Below are 18259 nucleotides of genomic sequence, written 5' to 3'. Positions count from 1 at the left end.
GCGTTCGAAGGAGGCGGGGACCGCACGCAAAAGCCCCGGTCGGTCCCTCCAGGTTTCCCCGAAGGCCCCGACCGGGGCTTCGCACGCATTCTCAGCTCATGAGAGCCGGCCCATGGACGTCAGGCGGCGACGACGTCGACCGCCTCCGCGGGCGCCTTGATCGTGACCCGTTCCGGTGGCACGCCGGTCACCGATACGGAGTTGAGCATCGGGCGACGCACCGGTGCGGGCACCGGCTCGGTGGCCGCGGCCGACCGTGCCAGCTCGGCGAGAGCGAGCTCATCGCTCACTTCCCGCATGAGCTCGGACATCCGTACGTCCAACGCGTCGCAGATCGCGGAGAGCAGCTCGGAGGATGCCTCCTTCTGCCCCCGCTCCACCTCGGAGAGATAGCCGAGTGAGACTCGGGCGGACGAGGAGACTTCGCGCAGAGTACGGCCCTGGCGCTGGCGCTGCCGACGCAGCACGTCACCCAGCAGGCGACGAAGCAGAATCATCGGTGGCTCCCTCCTCGGACGTAACCGCATCCTTCACGCCCCACCGTACCGCCTTGCGCCGCGGCCGTGCGGGGAGCGATGTCGTGTTCACTCAGGGCTGCAAACATCAAAACCCCCCGTTCTGTTCCGTATGCTGTGCCCGCTCATTCCCGGTCTGTTCGCCCGCGAGCTCCTTCAGAAGCAGCGCGAGTACGCTCCGTGCACTCTCCATACGGATTTCCGTACGGGAGCCGTTCAACCGCAGTGGCACGACTTTCCCGCCACCGGCGGCACCGGAAGAGGCCTCCGACGGGCCGTCGACGGCCACGAAAACCGTGCCCACGGGCTGTCCGTCCTGGGGATCGGGCCCGGCGACACCGGTCGTGGCGATCCCCCAGTCCGCACCGAGAGCCTTGCGCACGCCTGCCGCCATCTGGGCCGCGACCTGCGGATCCACCGCACCGCGCGCGTCCAGCAGGGCGGCGTCGACGCCGAGCAGTTCGTGCTTGAGCTCGGTGGCGTACGCGGTCACCGAACCCCGGAAGGCCTTGGACGCCCCAGGCACCGCTGTGATCTCCGTGGCCACCAGGCCACCAGTGAGGGACTCGGCGACGGCGAGCGTCTCGCCCCTCACCGTGAGTAGTCTCAGCACTTCAGCGGCCAGGGAATTCACCGTTCCGCCTCCTGTGCGGCGGCCAGGCGCGCGGCGATCCCGCTCCTGCGCAGCACAATGGCCTGTCTCACATAGTCGAGCCCGGTGACCACGGTCAGGACGACCGCCGCGGCCATCACCCAGAACCTCAGGGTTGCCAGCGGCCCCGTCAGTGCCAGGACGTACATCCCGACAGCCATGCCCTGGACCAGCGTCTTCATCTTGCCGCCGCGGCTCGCCGGGATGACCCCGTACCGGATCACCACGAAACGCAGCAGGGTGATCCCGAGCTCACGCCCGAGGATCACCCCCGTCACCCACCACGGCAGATCGCCGAGGTAGGACAGACAGATCAGCGCCGCACCCATGATCGCCTTGTCGGCGATGGGGTCGGCGATCTTCCCGAAGTCGGTGACGAGGTTGTACGTGCGCGCGAGATGGCCGTCGAAGATGTCGGTGATCATGGCGACCGCGAAGGCCGCCCAGGCCCACGCGCGCATGGCGGGGTCGTACCCGCCGTCGGCCAGCATCAGGGCGACGAAGCCGGGCACGAGAACGAGCCGGATCATGGTCAGGATGTTCGCGATGTTCCAGAGGCTGGCCTGGTTGACGGCGGCAGCGCCCAGCTTCCCGGCCCGCACCGGCTTCGCGCCCCCCGGGGCGCCGGGAGCGCCCGCCGCGCCTTTCGCGCTGGGAGAGCTGCCCGCCGCGGATGCCGGGGCTCCGGTCATCTGCCCGCCTCCTCAGTACACGGGAGCGAGCCCAGAAGCGGCTCGGCCACCAGGTCGACACCTTCCGTACCGACCACCTTGGCCTCGACGATAAGGCCGACGGTCAGACCTTCGCCGCTTGTGAACAGCACCTGCCCGTCCGTCTCGGGCGCCTGGTGCTCGGCACGCCCGAAGGCGCCGTCCTCCGAGTCGACCGACTCGACAAGGACACGCACCGTCTCCCCCACGCGTTCCTCGGCCCGCTGCGAGACGAGCTCCTCGGCCAGCCGGGAGACCCGCGCGAGCCGCTCCGCGACGACGTCCTCGTCGAGCTTGTGCTCGTACGTCGCCGCTTCCGTGCCGTCCTCGTCGGAGTAGCCGAAGACACCGATCGCGTCGAGCCGCGCGCCCGTGAGGAACCGCTCCAGCTCGGCGAGATCGGCCTCGGTCTCGCCCGGGAACCCCACGATGAAGTTGGACCTCACTCCGGCCTGCGGGGCCTTGGCGCGGATCGTGTCGAGCAGCTCCAGGAAGCGGTCGGTGTCGCCGAAGCGCCGCATCGCGCGCAGCACGTCGGGCGCGGAGTGCTGGAAGGAGAGGTCGAAGTAGGGCACCACGTTCGGCGTCGAGGTGAGCGCGTCGATGAGTCCGGGGCGCATCTCGGCCGGCTGGAGGTAGCTGACCCGCACGCGTTCGATGCCCTCGATCTCCGCGAGCTCGGGCAGCATCGTCTCCAGGAGCCGGATGTCGCCGAGGTCCTTGCCGTACGAGGTGTTGTTCTCGGAGACCAGCATGACCTCCTTGACGCCCTGCTCGGCGAGCCAGCGGGTCTCGTTGAGTACGTCGCTCGGGCGGCGCGAGATGAACGAGCCGCGGAAGGACGGGATGGCGCAGAAGGAGCAGCGCCGGTCGCAGCCGGAGGCGAGCTTCACCGAGGCGACGGGCGAGCCGTCGAGGCGGCGGCGCAGGGGCGCGCGGGGGCCGGACTCCGGAGCGACGCCCTCGGGAAGGTCCGAAGGAGCGCCGTGACCGGGAAGGGCAACCTCCTCGCCCGCGCTCTGCCGCTCGGCCGGACTGATCGGCAGCAGCTTGCGACGGTCGCGCGGGGTGTGCGCCGCGTGGATTCCGCCGTTCAGGATGGTCTGGAGGCGGTCGGAGATGTCCGCGTAGTCGTCGAAGCCGAGTACGCCGTCGGCCTCGGGCAGCGCCTCGGCGAGCTCCTTGCCGTACCGCTCGGCCATGCAGCCCACGGCCACGACGGCCTGGGTTCTCCCGTGCCCCTTGAGATCATTGGCTTCCAGGAGAGCGTCGACGGAGTCCTTCTTGGCGGCCTCCACGAAGCCGCAGGTGTTGACGACGGCCACGTCCGCTTCCTCGGCGTCCTCCACGAGTTGCCAGCCGTCCGCCTCCAAGCGGCCTGCGAGCTCCTCCGAGTCCACCTCGTTACGGGCGCAGCCAAGGGTGACGAGTGCGACGGTACGGCGTTCAGGCATGGGCTCAAGACTACTTCGTCCCGCTGACAGCCCACGTCGACGGGGTTGGCCGATCCTGGCCAACCCCGTACCCGCATACCCCTTGAGCCGGTTATCCGACCTCGGGGTCGCCCTTCGTGTAGGTGAGGCGCTCGACCTGACCGGGCTGGAACTCGTCTTCGATTTCCTTGCCGTTGACGTGCAGCTGGATGGCGCCCGCGTCGCCCAGGACCAGATCGATCTTCTCCTGGTCCTGGAAGGTCTTGGACTGGCCCTGCTCCAGGAGTCCGTCGAAGAGCAGCCGTCCGTTGTGGTCCTTGGCGGAGATCCAGCTGCGCCCGTCGGGGGCGCTGACCTGGACGGTCACCTTGTCCTGCGGGGCGGCCGCGATCGCGCTCTCGGACGGGTCCGGCTTCGGGTCGGCGGGCTTGGTCGCGGTCGGCTTGGCCGCGGGCTTGCTGGCGGTCGGCGTGGACCCCTCGGCGACCTGCGTCGTCGAGTCGTCACCGCCGTCGCCCTTGACCATGGTGAAACCGACGAAGCCGATCACCGCGACGATCGCGGCGACCATGGCGGCGGTCCAGTTCGGCCCGCGCCGCTCGGGACGGATCCGTTCCGCCTCGAAGAGCGGGGCGGCCGGCGTCGGCGCGGGACGCCCGCCGTGCTCGGCGTCGTAGCGCGCGAGCAGCGGACCGGGATCGATGTGGACGGCGCGTGCCAGGGTCCGGATGTGACCGCGCGCGTAGACGTCGCCGCCACAGGGGGTGAAGTCGTCCTGTTCGATCGAGTGCACGATGGCGATGCGGACCCGGGTGGCATTGCTGACGTCGTCGACGGTCAGCCCGGCTTCGACGCGGGCCTGCCGCAGGACATGGCCGATCGAAGGCTGAGCTGCCTCGCGGTCGTCTTCGAACGGACGCTCGTCTTCGGGAGAGTTGCCGTCGGGGGGGTTGCCGATGGACACGGGGGCGCCTTTCGAGCGTGTAGCCACCTGTGCTGGAGGTTCAGTTTAGGGGGGGTACGAGAGGGTGGGGCAACCGGGCGGTAGGACTTCTTACGCCATCAGAATGGCCGGTCATCCTGATGTTGGGACACGTACGTGTCCCCTCCCTCAACTTGACGCACGACGAAGGGAAACGGTTGCTCACCTTTCCCTTACGGGTGAGTCACGTTCGGATACCCGTCCGCCGCGGTCTCATCCGCGGAGCGGCCGGCCCGTCTTGGTTTCCTATGCTTCAGCTTCCCCACGGATCACGGCGAGCACGCCATCGATCTCATCGGCCTTAACAAGAACGTCACGTGCCTTGGAGCCCTCGCTCGGACCCACGATGCCGCGGGACTCCATGAGGTCCATCAGGCGCCCGGCCTTGGCGAAGCCGACGCGCAGTTTGCGCTGGAGCATCGAGGTGGACCCGAACTGGGTGGAGACGACCAGTTCCGCCGCCTGGCACAGCAGGTCGAGGTCGTCGCCGATGTCCTCGTCGATCTCCTTCTTCTGCTTGGTGCCCACCGTGACGTCGTCCCGGAAGATCGGCGCCATCTGGTCCTTGCAGTGCTGCACGACCGCCGCGATCTCGTCCTCGGTCACGAAGGCGCCCTGGAGCCGGACCGGCTTGTTCGCCCCCATCGGCAGGAAGAGCCCGTCGCCCTTGCCGATCAGCTTCTCGGCGCCCGGCTGGTCGAGGATGACCCGGCTGTCGGCGAGCGAGGAGGTGGCGAAGGCCAGCCGGGACGGCACGTTCGCCTTGATCAGACCGGTGACGACGTCGACGGACGGCCGCTGTGTGGCCAGCACCAGGTGGATGCCGGCCGCACGCGCGAGCTGCGTGATGCGCACGATGGAGTCCTCGACGTCCCGCGGCGCGACCATCATCAGGTCCGCGAGCTCGTCGACGATCACCAGCAGATACGGGTACGGCGTCAGCTCGCGCTCGCTGCCCTCGGGCAGCTTCACCTTCCCGCTCCTGATGGCCGCGTTGAAGTCGTCGATGTGCCGGTACCCGAACGCCGCGAGGTCGTCGTAGCGCAGATCCATCTCCCGTACGACCCACTGGAGCGCCTCGGCGGCCCGCTTCGGGTTGGTGATGATCGGTGTGATCAGGTGCGGGATTCCCTCGTACGCGGTCAGCTCGACGCGTTTGGGGTCGACGAGGACCATGCGCACGTCCTCGGGGGTCGCGCGGACCATGACGGACGTGATCAGGCAGTTGATGCACGAGGATTTACCCGAGCCGGTCGCTCCGGCCACCAGGACGTGCGGCATCTTCGCGAGGTTGGCCATCTCGTAGCCGCCCTCGACGTTCTTGCCGAGGGCGACGAGCATCGGGTGGTCGTCCTCGGCGGCGTCCGCGAGGCGCAGTACGTCGCCCAGGTTGACCATCTCGCGGTCGGAGTTCGGGATCTCGATACCGACCGCCGACTTTCCGGGGATCGGGCTGATGATCCGCACGTCGGGGCTGGCGACGGCGTACGCGATGTTCTTGGCGAGTGCCGTGATCCGCTCGACCTTCACGGCGGGGCCGAGCTCGACCTCGTACCGCGTGACCGTCGGCCCGCGCGTGAAGCCGGTGACCTTGGCGTCGACCTTGAACTCCATGAAGACGTTCTGGAGGGAGGCGACCACCGCGTCGTTGGCGGCGCTGCGCGTCTTGCCGGGGCCGCCGCGCTCGAGGAGGTCGAGCGAGGGCAGGGAGTAGGTGATGTCTCCGGAGAGCTGGAGCTGCTCCGCGCGCGGGGGCAGTTCGCGCGGCGCGGCGGGCGCGGCCTTCGTGAGGTCGGGCACGACGGACTCGACCTTGAGCGCCTCCTGCTTGGTGGGCCGCTTGGCCCCGGGAACGACTTTGGCGCGCGCGGCCGGAACCGGCGTCGTCTCCTCGAACCCGTCCCGCTCGACACCGACGCCCTGTGTCAGGTCGGCGACCAGCGGCGAGGGCGGCATCCCGTGCAGCACGGCCCCGTCGAGCGCCGCGGCGGCGGCCGCGGCGACGTCCACCGCGTCCATCGGCCTGTTCATGTCGGGCTGCCGCACGGCGGGCCGCCTGGAGCGGCCACGGCGCTTGCTCAGCGCCTCCTGCTCGGCGGTGTCGGGGTCGAACTCCTCAGGGGCGCGCGAGCCCCTCCTCGAGCGCGCGGGGAGCGCGTCGCGCCACTGCTCGTCGTAGCGCTCGTCGTCCGTGTCGAGGAAGTCCTCCTCGTCGGCCTGGACGATGCCCAGCTTCTGGCCGAGCAGCCTCAACCGCTGCGGAATCGCGTTCACCGGCGTCGCCGTGACGACGAGCAGGCCGAAGATCGTGAGCAGTACCAGGAGCGGAACGGCGAGGACATCGCCCATGGTGTACGTCAGTGGAGTGGACGCGCCCCAGCCGATGAGGCCGCCCGCGTCCCTTATCGCCTGCATGCCGTCGCTGCGCGCGGGCGCGCCGCACGCGATGTGCACCTGGCCGAGCACGCCGATGGCGAGCGCGGACAGGCCGATCACGATGCGGCCGTTCGCCTCGGGCTTCTCGGGGTGCCGGATGAGCCGGGCCGCGATGACCCCGAGCAGTATCGGGACCAGCAGGTCGAGGCGGCCGAAGGCGCCGGTGACGAGCATCTCGACGAGGTCGCCGACCGGACCCCGCAGGTTGGACCAGGTGCCCGCGGCGGTGATCAGGGCCAGGCCGATCAGCAGCAACGCGAGACCGTCTTTGCGATGCGCCGGATCGAGCCCCTTGGCGCCCCGCCCTATGCCTCGGAACGTCGCCCCGACGGCGTGCGCGACACCCAGCCAGAGGGCGCGCACGAGCCTGTACACGCCCGCGGTCGGATTGGGCGCCGGCGCGGGTGCCGGCTTCTTCGCCACGGCCTTCCTGGCAGGCGCCTTCCTGGCGACGGCCTTTTTCGCGGGGGCCTTCGTCGGAGCGGCCGTCTTCTTCGCGGGCGGCTTCCTGGCTGCGGACTGACGTGAGGCCATGTGTGTGAGGTTACCGGTGGAGACGACAGCGGACACGTGTGCCTACTGCTTCACCCGTTCGTGTCGCCCGACTCGTACGCGGAACTGACGACGCCTCACCGGCCTTGCCCTGCTTGGCGCACCAGGCCGCTCCGCGGCGGCACGAGCGAACCCGCTCTCGGCTCGCGGCCGGTCCGAACAGGTCCGCCGACCCCGCACAGGGGTTCTTCAACCGCGCCAGCGGGCCCCGCTCAGCTCTGCGACGGCACCGAGGCCGCCCCGTTCCCCGTGCCCGGCTCCAACGCGTCCAGTGCTCTGCGCAAGCCCGTGAGTTTGCGTTCGAGATGGGCCGCGGTCGCTACCGCCGCCGCGTCCGCCGAGTCGTCGTCGAGTTGCTTGGACAGCGCCTCGGCCTGCTCCTCAACAGCCGCGAGCCGCGCGGAGAGTTCGGCGAGCAGCCCGGCGGGCTCCTTCGCGTCGCCCAGCGCCACCTTGCCGCCGCCGCCCTCAAGCTGGAGCCGCAGCAGCGCCGCCTGCTCCCGGAGTTGGCAGTTCTTCATGTAGAGCTCGACGAAAACCGAGACCTTCGCGCGCAGCACCCATGGGTCGAACGGCTTGGAGATGTAGTCCACCGCGCCGGCCGCATAACCCCGGAAGGTGTGATGCGGGCCATGGTTGATGGCGGTGAGGAAGATGATCGGGATGTCCCGGGTCCGTTCTCGCCGCTTGATGTGCGCGGCGGTTTCGAAACCGTCCATGCCTGGCATCTGGACGTCCAGCAAAATGACCGCGAAGTCGTCCGTGAGTAGTGCTTTGAGCGCTTCCTCCCCGGACGATGCCCGCACCAGTGTCTGATCGAGCGCGGAGAGGATCGCCTCCAGCGCCAGCAGATTCTCCGGCCGGTCATCGACCAGGAGGATCTTGGCCTTCTGCACCATGGCCCGCCCTCCTCGCCCCGGCAGTGCACCGGGCGCCGCCCCAGGGGACGACTCTGTAGCGTCGCCCGTCCTTGTGCCGGTCATGGTAGCCGCACCCCGCCTGTCGCCACACCCTGTCACCGCGATGTCACTGTGCACGTAGCAGAAACGCAGCGGGAGACCAGAAGGTTCCCCGAATCCCGTCCTTCTACACGGCGTCGGCCACGGTGAGTTATGCGAGAGCGGGCCGTCGTACACGATCCCTGACGAGAGAGTGTCACTGCTCACGCATCCACTGTTCCATCACCGTGAGCAGATGATCGGGATCGACCGGCTTGGTCACATAGTCGGAAGCACCCGACTCGATGGCCTTCTCGCGGTCACCCTTCATCGCCTTCGCCGTGAGCGCGATGATCGGCAGCCCGGCGAACTGAGGCATCCGCCGGATCGCCGTCGTCGTCGCGTAACCGTCCATCTCCGGCATCATGATGTCCATCAGAACGACCGTCACATCGTCGTGCTGCTCCAGGACTTCGATCCCCTCACGGCCGTTCTCGGCATACAGCACCGAGAGGCCGTGCTGCTCCAGCACGCTGGTCAGCGCGAACACGTTGCGGATGTCGTCGTCGACGATGAGCACCTTCTCGCCCTCGAAGCGGATCCCGCGGCGCGGCTGCGGCGTCGCCTCCGGCCGGCCCGGGGCCCACTGATCCAGAGTCCCGCCCGGCTGCCCCGCCTGCGGCGTCCGCTGCTCGTCCGCGGGCACCGTCCGGCGGCGCCGCCGGAAGAGCGCGGCGGGCCCGTTCTGGGCGTCCTGGTACGACCTCACCTCGGCCGGCATCTCGATGCCGGACCCGGCCAGCTCCGCCTCGGAGGCGAGCAACTCCCCGGCCTCCAGCGCCGGGGCGAGCTGCCCGTAGCCCTGGGGAGGCAGTTCACTGGGGTGCAGCGGCAAATACAGTGTGAACGTGGAGCCACGTCCGGGTTCGCTCTGCGCGTGGATCTCACCGCCCAACAGCCGGGCGATCTCCCGCGAGATGGAGAGCCCAAGGCCCGTACCGCCGTACTTCCGGCTCGTCGTGCCGTCCGCCTGCTTGAAGGCCTCGAAGATCACCCGCATCTTGCTGGCCGCGATCCCGATGCCGGTGTCCGTCACGGAGAACGCGATCAGATCGGCGTCCGCGTCCCGCAGCGAGCCCGCCTCCAGGAGCTGCTCCCGGATGGCCACCGGAACCTCCGCACCGGCCGGCCGGATGACCAGCTCGACCGCTCCGGAGTCGGTGAACTTCACCGCGTTGGAGAGCAGGTTGCGCAGCACCTGGAGGAGGCGCTGTTCGTCGGTGTGCAGCGTGGCGGGCAGTTCGGGCGACACGCGTACGGAGAAATCGAGGCCCTTCTCCGCGGTCAGCGGGCGGAAGGTGGCCTCTACGTAGTCGACGAGTTGGACCAGCGCGATGCGGGTCGGCGACACGTCCATCTTGCCCGCCTCGACCTTCGACAGGTCGAGGATGTCGTTGATCAGCTGGAGCAGGTCCGAGCCCGCGCCGTGGATCGTCTCGGCGAACTCGACCTGCTTGGGGGTGAGGTTCGTGTCCGCGTTGTCGGCGAGCAGTTTGGCCAGGATCAGCAGGGAGTTGAGCGGTGTGCGCAGCTCGTGCGACATGTTCGCCAGGAACTCGCTCTTGTAGCGCATCGAGACCGCGAGCTGCTCGGCGCGTTCCTCCAGTACCTGCCTGGCCTCCTCGATCTCGGTGTTCTTCACCTCGATGTCGCGGTTCTGCTGGGCGAGTTGCTCGGCCTTCTCCTCCAACTGGCCGTTGGAGTCCTGGAGTGCCTTCTGCCTGCTCTCCAGCTCCGCCGACCGCTCCTGGAGCTGCTCGGTCAGTTCCTGCGACTGCTTCAGCAGCACCTCCGTCTTGGTGTTGACGGAGATGGTGTTGACGCTGGTCGCGATCATCTCGGCGATCTGGTTCAGGAAGTCCTTCTGGATCTGCGTGAACGGCGTGAAGGACGCCAGCTCGATGACGCCGAGTACGGTCGCCTCGAAGAGCACCGGAAGGACGATCACCTGTGCCGGGGGCGCCTCCCCCAGCCCGGAGGAGATCTTCAGATAGCCGCTCGGGGCGTTCTCCACCAGGATCGTGCGCTTCTCCTGGGCCGCGGTCCCGATCAGTGCCTCGCCGGGCCGGAACGACGTCGGCATGGAACCCATCGAGTAGCCGTAGGACCCGAGCATGCGCAGCTCGTACGCGTCCTCGACGCCCGTGTCCTTGCCGTCGACCATCGGCATGGACAGGAAGAACGCGCCGTGCTGCGCGGCGACGACGGGAGTGAGTTCGCTCATGATCAGCGAGGCCACGTCCTCGAGGTCGCGGCGGCCCTGCATCAGCGCGGAGATGCGGGCGAGGTTGCCCTTCAGCCAGTCCTGTTCCTTGTTGGCGATGGTGGTGTCGCGCAGGTTGGCGATCATCTTGTTGATGTAGTCCTGAAGCTCCTGCATCTCGCCGGAGGCGTCCACGTCGATCTTCAGGTTCAGGTCGCCGCGGGTCACCGCGGTCGCCACCCGCGCCATGGCGCGCACCTGCCGGGTGAGGTTCCCGGCCATCTCGTTCACGGACTCCGTCAGGTCGCGCCACGTGCCGTCGACGTCCCGCACCCGCGCCTGGCCGCCCAGCTGGCCCTCCGTGCCCACCTCGCGGGCCACCCGGGTGACCTCCTCGGCGAACGAGGAGAGCTGGTCGACCATCGTGTTGATGGTGGTCTTGAGCTCCAGCATCTCGCCGCGCGCGTCGATGTCGATCTTCTTGGTCAGATCGCCCTTCGCGATGGCCGTGGTGACCATCGCGATGTTGCGCACCTGGCCGGTGAGGTTCGACGCCATGCCGTTCACGGACTCGGTGAGGTCCTTCCACGTGCCGGCGACCCCCGGTACGTGCGCCTGGCCGCCGAGGATGCCGTCCGTGCCCACCTCGCGGGCCACCTTGGTGACCTGGTCGGCGAACGAACTCAGCGTCTTCACCATCGTGTTGACGGTGTCGGCGAGCTGGGCGACCTCGCCGCTCGCCTCGACGGTGACCGTCTTGGTGAGGTCCCCGTTGGCCACCGCGGCCGCGACCTGCGAGATGTTCCGCACCTGGTTGGTCAGGTTGTTGGCCATGACGTTGACGTTGTCACTCAGGTCCTTCCAGATGCCCGTGACACCCGGCACCCGCGCCTGTCCGCCCAGGTTGCCCTCGGTGCCCACCTCGCGGGCCACCCGCGTCACCTGCTCGGCGAAGTTGGACAGCTGGTCGACCATCGTGTTGACGGTGGTGACGAGTTCGAGGATCTCGCCCTTCGCGTCGACGGTGATCTTCTTCGACAGGTCACCCTTGGCGACCGCCGTGGTGACCTCGGCGATGTTCCGCACCTGAATGGTCAGGTTGTTCGCCATGAAGTTCACCGACTGGGTGAGGTCCTTCCAGGTGCCGGAGACACCCTGCACCTCGGCCTGACCGCCCAACTGCCCCTCGGTGCCCACCTCGCGGGCCACCCGCGTCACCTGCTCCGCGAAGTTCGAGAGCTGGTCGACCATCGTGTTGAGGGTGTTCTTCAGCTCCAGGATCTCGCCGCGCGCGTCCACGTCGATCTTCTGGGAGAGATCACCCCGGGCCACCGCCGTCGCGACCTGCGCGATGTTGCGCACCTGGGCGGTGAGGTTGCCCGCCATGCCGTTCACGGAGTCCGTCAGGTCACGCCACACACCGGCGACACCGGGCACCTGCGCCTGCCCGCCGAGCCGCCCCTCCGTACCCACGTCACGGGCGACCCGTGTCACCTGGTCCGCGAAGGCGGAGAGCTGGTCGACCATCGTGTTGATGGTGTTCTTCAGCTCCAGGATCTCGCCGCGCGCGTCCACGTCGATCTTCTGGGAGAGATCACCCCGGGCCACGGCGGTGGTGACCTGCGCGATCTGCCGTACCTGCGATGTCAGGTTCCCCGCCATGAAGTTGACGGAGTCGGTGAGTTCCTTCCACGTACCGGATACGCCGTCCACGCGGGCCTGACCGCCGAGGCGGCCCTCCGTACCCACGTCCCGGGCCATCCGCGTGACCTGATCGGCGAACGACGACAGCTGGTCCACCATCGTGTTCACGGTGTTCTTCAGCTGAAGCATCTCGCCGGAGACATCGACGGTGACCTTCTGCGACAGATCACCGTTGGCGACCGCCGTCGTCACCTGCGCGATGTTGCGGACCTGGCCGGTCAGGTTCCGGAAGGCCGTGTTGACGGAGTCCGTCAGGTCCTTCCAGGTGCCGGCCGCGCCGGGCACCTGTGCCTGACCGCCCAGTTCACCCTCGACACCGATCTCCCGCGCCACCCGCGTGACCTCGGCACCGAACGACGACAGCTGGTCGACCATCGTGTTGACGGTGTTCTTCAGTTCCAGCATCTCGCCCGCGACCTCGACGCTGACCTTCTGCGAGAGATCACCGTTGGCCACGGCCGTCGTCACCGCGGCGATGTCGCGCACCTGCGTCGTCAGGTTCCGGAAGACCGTGTTGACGGAGTCCGTCAGGTCCTTCCAGGTCCCCGCCGCACCCGGCACGTTCGCCTGCCCGCCGAGCCGCCCCTCGCCGCCGACCTCGTTGGCCACCCGCGTGACCTCGTCGGCGAACGTCCGCAGCGTCTCGGTCATCTGGTTGATGGTCTCGGCGAGCTGCGCCACCTCACCGCGCGCACTGACCGTGACCTTCTGTGACAGGTCACCACTGGCGACCGCGGTCGTCACCTGCGCGATCCCGCGCACCTGGGCCGTGAGGTTGCCGGCCATAAGATTCACCGAATCGGTGAGGTCCTTCCACACACCCGCCACACCCGGCACCTTGGCCTGGCCGCCGAGCTCACCCTCCGTGCCCACCTCACGCGCGACTCGCGTCACCTCGGAGGAGAACGAAGAGAGCTGATCCACCATCGTGTTGACGGTTTCCTTCAGCTCCAGCATCTCGCCGGCCACGTGAACCGTGACCTTCCGCGACAAGTCACCCTTGGCGACCGCCGTCGTCACGAGAGCGATGTCACGCACCTGGGCCGTCAGCCGGTACGCCATGGTGTTGACCGAATCCGTGAGGTCCTTCCACGATCCGGACATGCCGCGCACCCGGGCCTGTCCGCCCAGCTTGCCCTCGGTGCCCACCTCGCTGGCCACCCGCGTGACCTCGTCGGTGAACGTCGACAACTGGTCGACCAGGTTGTTGACCGTGCGCCCGACCTTGAGGAACTCACCGCGCAGCGGATGCCCGTTCCCGTCCGCGGCCTGCGCCCGCAGGTCCATACGCGGCGACAGATCGCCCTCCGCGACCGCCGAGAGCACCCGGCCGACCTCGGAGACAGGGCGTACGAGATCGTCGACGAGCGCGTTCGAGGCGTCGATCGCGGCCGCCCAGGAACCCTCCGAGGCCCCGGCCTCCAGCCGCTCCGTGAGTTTTCCCTCACGTCCGACCACGCGCCGCACCCGGGACAGCTCGCCCGTCAGATGCATGTTCCGGTCGGCCACCTCGTTGAAGACCGCCGCGATCTCGGACATCACGCCGTCGCCGGAGACCGTGAGCCGCTTGCGGAAGTTCCCGTCCCGCATCGACACCAGAGCTGCCATCAGCCGGTTCAGGGCAGCCGTGTCCACCTCGGTGGTGCCGTTGCCCGATGGGCGCCGGCTGTTCAGGGACCGTCCGCCCTTCGCGCGCGCCTCAGTGCTCCGCGTCGCTGCGCCAGACTCCACTGTGTCCCTCCACAAGGGTCGACCGTTACTGCTTGGCGTACTCGGGTACTACCACTCCGCGTGCCCACAGGGGCTCACCCTGCCAGGACCTTCTCGTGAAGCCTGCCCAGTGTTTCACCATGCCTGAACCCGGCCATAACAGTTCGGCACCTTCGCACACCGTCCGCACACCCTCCGGGCGGAAACAGGGCGACCTGCATCCGCATGGACAGCGAAGGTAAGTAACCTTGCAAGCGGCTGTCCAGCCGTGCCGGTCCCGTCCGGCCTGGGCGGTGGCACGAGCACGAGCGGGCAGGCATCGGAGGGGCGCCGCACCATGACCACCGGACTGCATCCTGGGGGACCGCCCCAGGATCCCCGACCGACTGGGAACCACGCTCTGCCCCGGCAGGAGCGGGGCGGCCATGGAGCCCCGTATGCCGACAACCGGACGAGGAGTTCTGTGATCACCGCGCGCGCGGCCGCCAGTTTCGAGCCCTTGGGGCGATCGGTCGCGACCGCCCGCTCCTTCGTCCGTGACACCCTCCAGGGCTGGGGCTTCGCCGACATCGTCGACGACGCCGTGGTCCTCACGAGCGAGCTGGTCACCAATGCCGTCGTCCACGCGGGCACCTCCGCGGACGTGTTGTGTCTGCGCAGCGACGACGGCGTACGCATCGAGGTGGCGGACCGCTATCCGGAACGTGGAATTCCACTCCAGGCGACGGCCGTCAACATGGGCAACCCGGACAGCGAGGGAGGCCGCGGCCTCCAGCTCTGCGCGGCCCTGGCAGGCCGCTGGGGCGTCGAGTACACACCCACGCGGAAGCAGGTCTGGTTCCAGCTCGAACTCCCCGAGCGCCCGGTGGGCACGCGCACCGCGGGCCCGGCCCTGCCGGCCGACCTCCTCCCGCTCGCCGACGGCCGCGTTCGGGTCGCGGTCGTCCAGATCGACCGGACCGGCGCGATCAACGCCTGGAACGAGGACGCGGAGGACCTCTTCGGATACGCGGCCGAGCTGGTCATCGGCAAGCCGCTCACCGACCTCGCCGCCTGGCCGCACACGCCGGGTACCAGCACCGGCATCGTCGAGGCCCTCCAACTCTCGCGCTGGGAAGGCACATACGGCATTCGCGGCGCCAACGGGCGGGTAACTCCCGTCTACGCCTCGCACCTTCGGGTCCGCGACACCGGCGGCGAACCCTCCACGGTCTGCCTGCTCGTACGCGACCACGAACGCGCCGTTCTCCAGACGCCGTTGCGCGTCTCGGCCACCGACACGACCACCAGTTCCGAGGGCCAGGCCTCCGACCCCTTCGAGGTCTTCATCGGCTCCCCGGCCCCCGACGACCTGGACGGCCTCCTCCAGCGCACGGTGGAGCGCGCCCGCGACATGCTCGACGGCGACTCCGCCTTCCTGCTCCTGGCGACCGACGACGAAACGGAGTTGGAGGTACGAGCCTCGACGGGCCTCCCCTCCGCCCGGCAGCGCTTCGCCCGCGTCCCCGTCGAGGCGGGCCCCGGGCGCTACGGCTCGGCCCGCATGCCCGCCGTCCACGAGGACCTGACGGTCGTCCCCGGCGCCGTACCGCTCCTCAGCGGCACCGGCATGCGCTCGGTCGTCACCGTCCCGCTGAAGGTCGAGGGCCGCCTCACCGGCTCCCTCGGTGTCGCCGCCGAGGCGCAGGGCAAGTACTCCAACGAAGAGGCCCTGCGCCTCCAGTTCGCCGCCGACCGCATCGCGCTGGCCGTGGAATCCGCCCGCCTGGGAGAGCTGGAACGCCTGCGCCGCGGCTCGCTGTCCTTCCTCGTGGAGGCCTCCGACCTCCTCGCCGGCACCCTGGACCGCGACCAGACACTGGCCCTCATGGCCCAGATGACGGTCCCGACCCTGGCCACGTGGTGCGCCGTCTACACGATCGCCGACCAGGCCTCGGAGCCGTATCTCTCCTACGTCCTGCACGAGGACGAGGAACGCATCGACGGCCTCAAGGCCCTGCTGTCCACGATCGCCCCACCGGACCCGGTCCCCACTCCTGGCGCCCGCGTCTGGGCCGCGCCCGCCAAGGCGGCCCACGCGGAAGCCCTGCGCAGCTCCGTGCGCAGCATGGCCGAACGCGCGATGCTCAGCTCGGGCATCGGCACAACTCTCGCCACGGCGGCCGCTGTTGGCGGCGAGACGGTCGTTCTCCCCCTGGTGGCCCGCAACCGCGTCATCGGCATGCTGACGCTGGGCAAGCCCTCCGACGAACACTTCCGCCAGGAGATCCTGGAACTCGCCGAGGACTTGAGCCGCAGGGCCGCCCTCGCCCTCGACAACGCCCGCCTGTACTCGGAGCGCACGGCCATCAGCCAGTCCCTCCAGCGCAGCCTTCTCCCCCCGGAACTCCCCCACATCGACGGCGTCGAGGTCGAGGTCATCTACCGAGCGGCCGGCGAGGGCAACGAAGTCGGCGGCGACTTCTACGACCTCTTCCCGATCCGCGACGGCGCGTACGGCTTCGCCATCGGCGACGTCTGCGGTACGGGTCCGGAGGCGGCGGCGGTGACCGGCCTGGCCCGGCACGCACTCAGGCTGCTGGCCCGCGAGGGATTCACCGGCCCCGCTGTCCTGGAGCGGCTGAACTCCGCCATTCTCGATGAGGGCGCCCGCAGCCGCTTCCTCACGCTCCTGTACGGCGAGTTGTGGCCCCAGGAGGACGGCTCGGCGCTCCTGAAGGTGGTCTGCGCCGGCCATCCGCTCCCGCTCCGCCTGCGCCAGGACGGCACGGTCGAACCGGCCGCCGATCCGCAGCCCCTCCTCGGCGTCATGGACGACCTGGAGCTCTACGAGCAGACGGTCACGCTCGACCCGGGCGACGTCCTCCTCTGCGTCACGGACGGCGTCACCGAACGCCGCGAGGGCACCCGCATGCTCGGCGACGACGGCCTCACGGACGTCCTCACCACCTGCACGGGCCTCACCGCGGGCGCGGTGGCCGCCCGCATCATGCGCGCGGTCGAACGCTTCGCCTCCGACGCCCCGTCCGACGACATGGCGATTCTGGCGATGCGGGTTCCGGGACTCCAGAAGGACTGAGGCACGGCTTCGGGATACGACAAGGGCCTCCGCCCGTATGGGCGGAGGCCTTTGTCTCGCCGAGCCCCCCAACGGAATCGAACCGTTGACCTTCTCCTTACCATGGAGACGCTCTACCGACTGAGCTAGGGGGGCCAGTCACCTTTTCGAGGTTTCCCTCGCGGCAACGAGATAGATCATACCCCGAACAGAGGGATGCGCCCAACAAGTCCCGGTCATTCAGCCCTCGGTCAGGACGCGGGCTGAAGCAGTCCGCCGAGCGCGTTGCACGCGGACACGATCCGCTGCATCTCCCGCTTGGTCAACTCCCCGTCCACGGGCAGCGCGAGAGTGTCGTCCGCGGCCAGCTCGGTCGCCGGCAGACGTACGTCCCGACGGAATCCGGCCATGCGGTGCACGGGCGTCTTCACCGGCACCCAGCACTCAACTCCCCTGGCCCGTACGGCGCGGGCGAAGGCATCGCGATCCGGCCTGCCATTGCCCGGCACCCGCACGACGTACTGCTGATACGTGTGCCCGGCACCACCGTCCGGCGTCCGTACCCCACGCAGCCGCGCGTCGAGGTAGGCGGCCCGGGTCCTGCGCTGCGCGATCTCGTCGTACGGCGCCTCGGACTCACCCTGCTCCAGTACGAGGAGCCCGCGTCGCTGCCCGAGTTCCCGTAGTCGCGCCACGTCCGCCGACCGCCCGAAGCGGTGTACGACGACGAGGGCCGCCGTCCGCGCGGTCACGACGGACTCGACCGCGTCGGCGTCGAGGCAGTACGTCATCGGGTCGATGTCGGCGAACACGACGGTCGCGCCGGCCTGGGAGGCGGCCTCGGCGACCTCGGCGTTCCCGAACGCCGGCACGATGACCTCGTCACCGGCTCCGACGCCCGCGGCCCTGAGCATTGCGGCAGTACCCATGCCTCGGATGGTGGTCGCGCAACGTGAACTGCGAGTGACGCAAAACAAAAAAGAGCTGGTCCCCGAACCGAAGTTCGGGGACCAGCTCTCTGAAGTTTAGTTCGGCGGCGTCCTACTCTCCCACAGGGTCCCCCCTGCAGTACCATCGGCGCTGTGAGGCTTAGCTTCCGGGTTCGGAATGTAACCGGGCGTTTCCCTCACGCTATGACCACCGAAACACTATGAAACTTTTCAACCGGAGCCGTGGCATAGCTACGACGGTTGTTCGTGGTTTCAGAACCAACACAGTGGACGCGAGCAACTGAGGACAAGCCCTCGGCCTATTAGTACCAGTCAGCTTCACCCATTACTAGGCTTCCACATCTGGCCTATCAACC

At 68.8% G+C, this 18259-nt stretch carries 10 protein-coding genes, 1 tRNA gene and 1 rRNA gene; 1 reads left to right on the top strand and 11 read right to left on the bottom strand.

All coding sequences use genetic code 11. The features are described 5' to 3' along the window. Window positions 1-119: 119 nt before the first annotated feature. From ACIBLC_RS00060 to ACIBLC_RS00025, 8 genes are all read right to left on the bottom strand, one after another. A complete protein-coding gene (locus ACIBLC_RS00060) occupies window positions 120-497 on the bottom strand; it encodes a helix-turn-helix domain-containing protein (protein WP_266474405.1) in 378 nt (125 codons plus the stop codon). A 106-nt stretch (window positions 498-603) separates the two neighbouring features. After that, window positions 604-1149 (bottom strand): CinA family protein, encoded by a 546-nt coding sequence (locus ACIBLC_RS00055; protein WP_399208268.1) that lies wholly within the window; start codon window positions 1147-1149, stop codon window positions 604-606. After that, the gene (gene pgsA, locus ACIBLC_RS00050) at window positions 1146-1859 is read right to left on the bottom strand and encodes a CDP-diacylglycerol--glycerol-3-phosphate 3-phosphatidyltransferase (protein ID WP_399208267.1); all 714 of its coding nucleotides are present in this window, start codon (window positions 1857-1859) and stop codon (window positions 1146-1148) included. Before pgsA ends, ACIBLC_RS00055 begins: the two co-directional genes overlap by 4 nt. Then, complete coding sequence (rimO, locus tag ACIBLC_RS00045; protein WP_399208266.1) at window positions 1856-3331, bottom strand: 30S ribosomal protein S12 methylthiotransferase RimO; 1476 nt, start codon at window positions 3329-3331, stop codon at window positions 1856-1858. Before rimO ends, pgsA begins: the two co-directional genes overlap by 4 nt. Before the next feature lie 91 nt (window positions 3332-3422). Continuing rightward, entirely contained in the window at window positions 3423-4274 is an 852-nt protein-coding gene (locus tag ACIBLC_RS00040; RefSeq protein ID WP_399208265.1) for a RodZ domain-containing protein, read from the bottom strand. A 264-nt stretch (window positions 4275-4538) separates the two neighbouring features. Further along, window positions 4539-7262: a DNA translocase FtsK gene (locus ACIBLC_RS00035; RefSeq protein WP_399208264.1), complete on the bottom strand. Its 2724-nt coding sequence runs from the start codon at window positions 7260-7262 to the stop codon at window positions 4539-4541. A 230-nt stretch (window positions 7263-7492) separates the two neighbouring features. Further along, window positions 7493-8179, bottom strand: a complete 687-nt coding sequence (locus tag ACIBLC_RS00030) for a two-component system response regulator (protein ID WP_399208263.1) — start codon at window positions 8177-8179, stop codon at window positions 7493-7495. 256 nt (window positions 8180-8435) lie between these two features. Continuing rightward, window positions 8436-13916: a HAMP domain-containing protein gene (locus ACIBLC_RS00025; protein WP_399208262.1), complete on the bottom strand. Its 5481-nt coding sequence runs from the start codon at window positions 13914-13916 to the stop codon at window positions 8436-8438. Between the two features lie 316 nt (window positions 13917-14232). Between ACIBLC_RS00025 and ACIBLC_RS00020 the strand changes: the two genes are divergently transcribed. Then, entirely contained in the window at window positions 14233-16974 is a 2742-nt protein-coding gene (locus ACIBLC_RS00020) for a SpoIIE family protein phosphatase (protein WP_399208261.1), read from the top strand. A gap of 62 nt (window positions 16975-17036) precedes the next feature. Here the strand turns inward: ACIBLC_RS00020 and ACIBLC_RS00015 are convergent. The 3 genes from ACIBLC_RS00015 to rrf form a co-directional block, all read right to left on the bottom strand. Beyond that, a tRNA-Thr gene (locus ACIBLC_RS00015) sits at window positions 17037-17109 on the bottom strand. A 95-nt stretch (window positions 17110-17204) separates the two neighbouring features. Beyond that, entirely contained in the window at window positions 17205-17867 is a 663-nt protein-coding gene (locus tag ACIBLC_RS00010; RefSeq protein ID WP_399209234.1) for a DegT/DnrJ/EryC1/StrS family aminotransferase, read from the bottom strand. Between the two features lie 114 nt (window positions 17868-17981). Continuing rightward, window positions 17982-18098 (bottom strand): 5S ribosomal RNA (gene rrf / locus ACIBLC_RS00005). Between the last annotated feature and the right edge of the window lie 161 nt (window positions 18099-18259).

The sequence above is a fragment of the Streptomyces sp. NPDC050535 genome (assembly GCF_044457665.1).
Classification (GTDB): Bacteria; Actinomycetota; Actinomycetes; order Streptomycetales; family Streptomycetaceae; genus Streptomyces.
The sequence above is the reverse complement of the archived record's forward strand: the minus strand, read 5'-3'. Positions and strand labels throughout refer to the sequence as shown.

Coding starts and splice junctions, on each gene's coding strand:
- ACIBLC_RS00060 (WP_266474405.1), bottom strand. CDS start 497: ATGATTCTGCTTCGTCGCCTGCTGGGTGACGTGCTGCGTCGGCAGCGC.
- pgsA (WP_399208267.1), bottom strand. CDS start 1,859: ATGACCGGAGCCCCGGCATCCGCGGCGGGCAGCTCTCCCAGCGCGAAA.
- rimO (WP_399208266.1), bottom strand. CDS start 3,331: ATGCCTGAACGCCGTACCGTCGCACTCGTCACCCTTGGCTGCGCCCGT.
- ACIBLC_RS00035 (WP_399208264.1), bottom strand. CDS start 7,262: ATGGCCTCACGTCAGTCCGCAGCCAGGAAGCCGCCCGCGAAGAAGACG.
- ACIBLC_RS00030 (WP_399208263.1), bottom strand. CDS start 8,179: ATGGTGCAGAAGGCCAAGATCCTCCTGGTCGATGACCGGCCGGAGAAT.
- ACIBLC_RS00020 (WP_399208261.1), top strand. CDS start 14,233: ATGACCACCGGACTGCATCCTGGGGGACCGCCCCAGGATCCCCGACCG.
- ACIBLC_RS00010 (WP_399209234.1), bottom strand. CDS start 17,867: ATGCTCAGGGCCGCGGGCGTCGGAGCCGGTGACGAGGTCATCGTGCCG.